General features: G+C 62.7%; 5 protein-coding genes and 1 pseudogene. 2 read left to right on the plus strand and 4 right to left on the minus strand.

Translation table 11 applies throughout. The features are described 5' to 3' along the window. Positions 1 to 7 precede the first annotated feature (7 nt). On the minus strand, positions 8 to 874 hold the full coding sequence (locus AU072_RS21190; RefSeq protein ID WP_064415616.1) for an SDR family NAD(P)-dependent oxidoreductase: 867 nt from the start codon (positions 872 to 874) through the stop codon (positions 8 to 10). A gap of 528 nt (positions 875 to 1,402) precedes the next feature. Between AU072_RS21190 and AU072_RS27745 the strand changes: the two genes are divergently transcribed. Beyond that, on the plus strand, positions 1,403 to 1,636 hold the full coding sequence (locus tag AU072_RS27745; protein ID WP_082680843.1) for a hypothetical protein: 234 nt from the start codon (positions 1,403 to 1,405) through the stop codon (positions 1,634 to 1,636). Positions 1,637 to 2,169: 533 nt separating this feature from the next. On the opposite strand, the gene AU072_RS21195 is transcribed toward AU072_RS27745, so the two are convergent. From AU072_RS21195 to AU072_RS21205, 3 genes are all read right to left on the minus strand, one after another. Beyond that, positions 2,170 to 2,673, minus strand: a complete 504-nt coding sequence (locus tag AU072_RS21195; RefSeq protein ID WP_064415617.1) for a hypothetical protein — start codon at positions 2,671 to 2,673, stop codon at positions 2,170 to 2,172. A gap of 576 nt (positions 2,674 to 3,249) precedes the next feature. Continuing rightward, entirely contained in the window at positions 3,250 to 4,698 is a 1,449-nt protein-coding gene (locus AU072_RS21200; protein ID WP_064415618.1) for an MCE family protein, read from the minus strand. Between the two features lie 2 nt (positions 4,699 to 4,700). Continuing rightward, positions 4,701 to 5,840, minus strand: a complete 1,140-nt coding sequence (locus AU072_RS21205; protein ID WP_064415619.1) for an MCE family protein — start codon at positions 5,838 to 5,840, stop codon at positions 4,701 to 4,703. Between the two features lie 140 nt (positions 5,841 to 5,980). On the opposite strand from AU072_RS21205, the pseudogene AU072_RS28685 reads away from it, so the two are divergent. Further along, a pseudogene (locus AU072_RS28685) lies at positions 5,981 to 6,070 on the plus strand (hypothetical protein); the annotation flags it as partial.

Consider the following 6,070-nt stretch of genomic DNA (forward strand, 5'->3'; position numbering starts at 1 on the left):
TCCGAAATCACTGGGCTGGTTCAGGATTGAGGTCCTCGGGGAACCACATGCCCACCCGCGCCAGCGTGCCGCCGTCAGTAGCGCCGATGGTGGCACCCGAGATGTAACCGGAGTCTTCGCTCACCAGGAACAGCGCGACCTTCGCATTATCCTGCAGGGACGGCGGTCGTGGAATCTTCAGCGGGATCGGCGACACGGCGGGGTTCCACGGCCCTGCGGATTCCTCGTAAGACTGCCCGACCACGGGAGATCCAGGCGGCATCAAGAAGTTCGGTGACATGCCATGTGTCGGCGCGATGGCGTTGACCCGGATTCCGTACCGGCCGAGATCGAGGCTCAGAGCACGGACCAGTCCGTTGACTCCTGCCTTGGTGGCGCAGTACATGGCGATCTTCGGATAGGCCACCAGCGAGGCGGCCGACGACGTCGCGAGAATGACGCCGCTGCCAGCAGCCTTCATGTGCCGCACCGCGGCCTGCGCCGTGAACACCACGCCGCTGAGATTCACGCCGAGCACATGCTGCCAGTCGGCTTCGGTGAGGTCCTCGAACTCGACGGCCTCCTCGAGACCCAACGCCGCAGCACCACCGCGCGACACGATTCCCGCATTGGCCCACGCGATGTCGAGGCGCCCGTAGTGGTCGACGGTCTGGTTGACCGCGGTGGTGATCTGTTCCCTGTCGGCGACGTCGGCGATGAGCGAGATGGCATCGCCACCGGCCTGCTCGACCAGCTTTCGTGTTTGCTCGGCACGGTCACCGTCGATATCGACTATCGCAACGCGGGCACCTTCGCCGCTGAACAGCACAGCACTCTCGCGTCCCAGGCCCGAACCGGCTCCCGTGATCAGCGCAACCTTGCCTTGCAGTCTCATGCCCCTCCTTTGGGTGTCTGCCGCGGATCGCCTTGCCGTGAGTGCTGTGACCCGCACCACTGGTCGTAAAAACCTTACGCCATTAGGTATGAGACGTCAATCAAAATGTGTCAGTTGCCTTTCTCACTGTTCGTCATGGCAGCTCAAGGCCGTAATCAAGCATTAACACGCGCGCCTAGCGCTGGCTACCTGCAACAACGAATAGTGGACGCGACGGCTAGAACGCCCGTGTGGGTAGGCACCGGGCAGGTCAACCAACGAGACACCGACGGCAACGAACTCGACCCAGTCTCACTTAGGGCTCGGGCCGCACGTCTGGCGGCGTCCCCGGCAACGCTGCGCGCATTCGACTCGGTCCGGGTGGTCAACCTGTAGTCGTGGCGCTATCGCGATCCCGGTGCATTGCTGGCCGACCAGATCGGGGCGACGGGGCGGCTACTTATTACAGCGGCGTCGGTGGCAACATGCCGCAGTCGCTAGTCACGGTGCGTGCCGCGACATCCAGCGACTCGCCGCTAGGATTCTAGAGTGCCCAGCGTCGAAATCGTCGAGACCGATGACCATGGAGGCATTACCCTGCCGGGCCATCCGAAGAAGCGCTTCCTTTCACGGCACAACGCGGACGGCAGCATCCTTCTTCAACCTGTCCAGGTTGTCACCGACGCCCAGTTCGCGTACTGGTCCAATCCCGAGCTACGAACGCTGCTTATGGCTGCAGCTACATCACGCACCGTTCGCCGAACGCGCGACCGCCGCGGCTGATCACTCCCTTTAGCGACGGAACTCACCAGGACGACGCTGATCTGCTTGGGCGACTCGGTGCCAGGGATCCTGCAGGTCGTCCGCGATCTGATCTCGGTCCGCATCCCAAGCAGAATCCTCGGGCCCGTTGAAAACGTCCGCAACCTCAGCCGGCGACCGCCAGCGTCGAGCCGGCTCCACCTCATCGTGATCACGCTTCACGTGACGCTCCTGTTGACACCTTTAAGCTTCCGTCACCCTAGTGTGACTCCAGCCGCGGCAGACTGCACGCCGATAATCACTCCCTACCTCGCCTAACCCGCCAACGAACGTTCGCCCGTCATTGATGCTGACAACACGCCGCAGAGGCCGGGCGGCCATTGCCGACTTCCCTTGTCACGCTGGTGCACAACGTGATTCCGCTGTCGTCGTCAATACGAGAGTCGGCAGCTGCCATCATTGACCTGTCACCTCATCTGCCCGAGACGCTGACGTCGATAGCCCGTAGCGCGTTGCCAGCTCCGCCTACTTCTCCTACTACGCGGTGCGGAAGGTCAGGTCGGTGCGATCTCGATTAGGCGGTCGTCCTCTGTCACTCTCAAGAGAGGCCGGGCGAACGCGTCCTGAATCAGGTGCACGGTGTTCCTGAGGTCGTTGTAACGCCCCCAGCGGAGACAGTCGCGAGACTTGTCCACCCACCCCAGCTTGTCGCCGTCGTAGTACACCTCGGCGATGAAGTACTCGGATTCGTCGGCGGACTGCACTACACGATAATTCCAGTTAGCGAGGCTCGCTCTAATCGAGTTAGCTTCATCGACTCTGATCGAGTTAGCTTCAACGATGGGAAGCGATTTCTCTGAATCCGAGGCCGAGAGCCCCTGCGATGCATCGCTTCTCTTCTGGAATGCGAACGCGTCAAGATAATCCTGAACGTCCTGGGAGCGCGCGTGGCCATCCGGCACTTCACGTCCTTCGAGTCGCGCAGACGCCCTCGTATTCTTGGAGATCATCTCCTTGATCGCGCCGTCGGAGACAGTGACGCGCTTCCTTCGGCGCATATGCTCGAACCTAACCGCTCCCCTGGCTCGCGCACGCGGTTGGCGCCGATCAGGCTGAGGATCAGATTCGAGCACCGGGATGGGCCCGCCTCGTCCGCCGAAAGTTGTCGTTTGGCAGGCAGCCACAAGTGACCGTTGCGAATACGTCTTACCTGGTCGTTTACAACTTCGGACACGTGCCCACAGTACTACTAGTAGGGCTACGGCGCTGAGGATTTATTCGCTGCGATCACGGCAGAAGTTCCGCCGGCTGGACCTCTAGCCTCCGCATGTCGAGGAGCCGCTAGAACAGTCGGCCGCGTCGTCCGTGCTCCACGAGAGAACGCCGAGAATGGAGCAGCTGATCGCCGCAGCTGTATTCGATCGCCGCGACGTGATCTTTGGATCGATCGCGGTGGTCACATCCCGTTCACCCTGCGGGAATTCGTCACTGCTGTGCACCGCAAAGTTTGTTCTCAGCGAAATAGATTGTCGCAGAAGCTCATTGGTGCGTACGTTCGAGGTCGCGGCGCTCAACCCTCCGACTTGGTGGCGCTTTGCTTGGGTTGTGTTGTGGTGCTGGGATTTTGAAATGGGTCACGGCCCTTTTGCGGGAGTGAGTAGATCTTGCCAGGTGCGTGGTTGTCCATTGTGCGCGAGATTGGATTGGGTGTATTGCTTGCCGTCGGGTCCGATGTAGGTTCCCGAGTTGGGGTCGTATTGGGCGACTGCAATGGGCGGCACCGGCGCCTGGGCGCTCGACGGCGGGGTGGCTGACTGTAGTTGGGGCACCGGCTGTCCCGACAATGTTGCGTTCGGGTCGCCCTTCCAGTTGAAGCCGTCGTTCAGCGGCACGTACTGCTCGTCGCTTTCACACATCGCGACAGTTGGTGCACGTTTACCGGGGCGAGTTACGCAAGGCAGGTTGCGGGCGCCGCGCACGTTGAACAAGGAGTCTTGCGGGATTCGACAGTAGAGATCTCCGGCGGGGCGCGGCGGGTAGTCGACTTCGCTGGGCGTCCGACGTTGTTGGGCCGGAAGGAATCCGGTGGTGCACGCTGGTGGCAGGTTGAGGTTGAGGTTGAACGAGAGATAAAGGCCGGCGTAGTCCTGTTTGGTGTCGCGGTTGGCCAGTCCTGCGCCTTGCAGCATTTCAATACTGGGCGGTAATAACACCAGGATCTGTTCGAGGTTGGGTTGGTAGACGACGGCGACATCGGCCAGGCTTACCAAGTTGGCCGCGATGATGGGCAGGGTGGGCTGGAGTTTCTCGAAGAGCTGGCGGAGCTCGTCGGTAGCAGCGGGTCCCTCGGTGAGCACGCCGGAGACCGCGTTGTCGTGTGCCTGAAGTTCTCCGGTGATGGTGGCGAGATGGGATGCCCAGGCTTGGATAGAGTCAGAGGTGTCGACCTGGGTGTCCAGCACGGGTTTGGACTCGTCGATGAGGGTGGTCAGCGCGTCGAGGTTCTCGCGGGCGTCGATGGCCAGGGTCGTGCTCGACCGCACGATCCGCGACAGTTCCGGCCCCAGGCCGCCCACGGCCACGAAGGATTCATCGATTGCGGTTTTCAAATTGTCGTGCGGGATCGCTTGCAGGCCAGTGTTGGTGGCGGCGAGCAGGGGATTGATGTCCGCGGGAATTCGGGTGCGGTCGGAGGGGATCACGCTGCCATCGGCGAGATCTGGTCCGCCGCCACCGCGGGGCACCAGAGCCACGAACAGCTCCCCCGCGGCGGTTTGGCTGTGGACTTGGGCGTCGAGATCGGCGGGGATCTTTATGTCCGACCGCAGAGACATCGTAGCTTCGACGCCGGTGGCGGTCAGGCGCACGGCGTCGACGCGGCCCACCTCGGTGCCACGGTAGGTGACATTGCTGTTCGGGTAAAGCCCTGCGGAGGTGGGCAACTGCAGGGTGACGTGGTAGGTCCCGACACCGAACCACAGACTAGGCAATCTGAGGTATACGAACGCCATCACGCCGCCGGCCAGCACTGTGATCACGGCAAAGAACGCCAACTGCATCTGAACTCGCCTGGTGAGATGCATTGTCAGGGCCCCTGATCCCAGCGGTATGGAGCGATCAGTGGATTGCCCGCGGTGTAGGGGCTGGGCAGCTGGCCGATGGTGCGGCCCCATTGCAGTTCCAGTTCGGTCAGGTCACCTTCCCAGCGAGTTCCGGTGAAGAAGGACGAGTCCATGCGACTCAATGTCAGATCGGCGACCACGGAGACGTTGGCGTAATCGCCCCGAAACCATTTGGACAGCGTGTCTTTGGGAAACGGGAATGTGGAGAACACGCCCAGTGAGCGGGTCAGTGCGGGTCCGGTGTCGGCCAGCGATTGCAGCACCGGGCCCAGATCGGTGAGTTCCTTCACCAAGGCTTCCTTGGTTTGGCGGATCGAGTCGGAGGCTAGCGCGTTGAATTGACCGAGCTGATCAACGGCGTCGGCGAGTTCATCGCGTTCGGCGTTGAGCACGGCCAGCGCTTGGGGGATCGTGTCGAGGGCTTTGTCGACGACGGGCTTCTGGGCTGCGAACTGCCCGACCAGCCGGTTGAGGCTGTCGGTGGCGGCGATGATATCGCTGGTTTGCTCGTTGACTCTGCCGATGAAGATGTCCAGCTGGGTCAACAGGCTGCGCAGATCTCCTTCACGGCCGGCGAATGCGGTGCTGAGCGCTTTGGTGATGTCTTGGACCTGTCCAAGGCCGCCGCCATTGAGCAGCAGCGCGACCGTCGCCAAGGTTTGTTCGGTTGACGGGTAGGCCCGCCCTGAGGACAGCGCGATCAGGGAGCCTTGGTGCAGCCTGCCCTGCGGAGGCGCGTCGGCCGGCGGGGCCAACTCGACGTGCAGGGATCCCAGCAGGCTGGTCTGGCCGACCGAGATGGTGGAGTTGGCGGGCATCTGCACATCGCCGTTGAGTTTGATGGTCAGGAGCGCGTGCCAGCCTTGGCGTTCGATTTTGGTGACGGTGCCCACGTTGACGTCACCGACACGGACCCGGGAATTCTGCTGGATGTTGCTCACGTCGGGCATCTGGGCCTGGATGGTGAACGCGCCCGGTCCGCCGCCCTGTGTGCCGGGCAGCGGCAACGAGTTCAGTCCCTGCCATCCGCAGCCCACCAGCATCGTGGCAAGCAGGATGATCGCCGTCGAGCCGGCGACGCGCAGTAGGCCGCGCTGTGTCATGAGCCGCCTCCTGGGGGGAGCATCATGCCGGGCAGTCCGGCAGCGGGGTCGGTTTGGCGCGGGAGATTGTCGGCTGGGAGCGTGGCTTCGGCGGCAAGCGGTGCCGAACCACCGTCGACTGCAGGGGCGGTCGGGGCGCCAGCAACGGGCGGGCCTACCCGTCAACCGACCAAACCTTGGCGACGGTCGCGCTGCTGCTCAATGGCGGCGGCCTTGGACAGGTCCAAGAC

Source organism: Mycolicibacterium novocastrense (assembly GCF_001499835.1).
Lineage (GTDB): Bacteria > Actinomycetota > Actinomycetes > Mycobacteriales > Mycobacteriaceae > Mycobacterium > Mycobacterium novocastrense.

Coding starts and splice junctions, on each gene's coding strand:
- AU072_RS21190 (WP_064415616.1), bottom strand. CDS start 874: ATGAGACTGCAAGGCAAGGTTGCGCTGATCACGGGAGCCGGTTCGGGC.
- AU072_RS21200 (WP_064415618.1), bottom strand. CDS start 4,698: ATGCATCTCACCAGGCGAGTTCAGATGCAGTTGGCGTTCTTTGCCGTG.
- AU072_RS21195 (WP_064415617.1), bottom strand. CDS start 2,673: ATGCGCCGAAGGAAGCGCGTCACTGTCTCCGACGGCGCGATCAAGGAG.
- AU072_RS21205 (WP_064415619.1), bottom strand. CDS start 5,840: ATGACACAGCGCGGCCTACTGCGCGTCGCCGGCTCGACGGCGATCATC.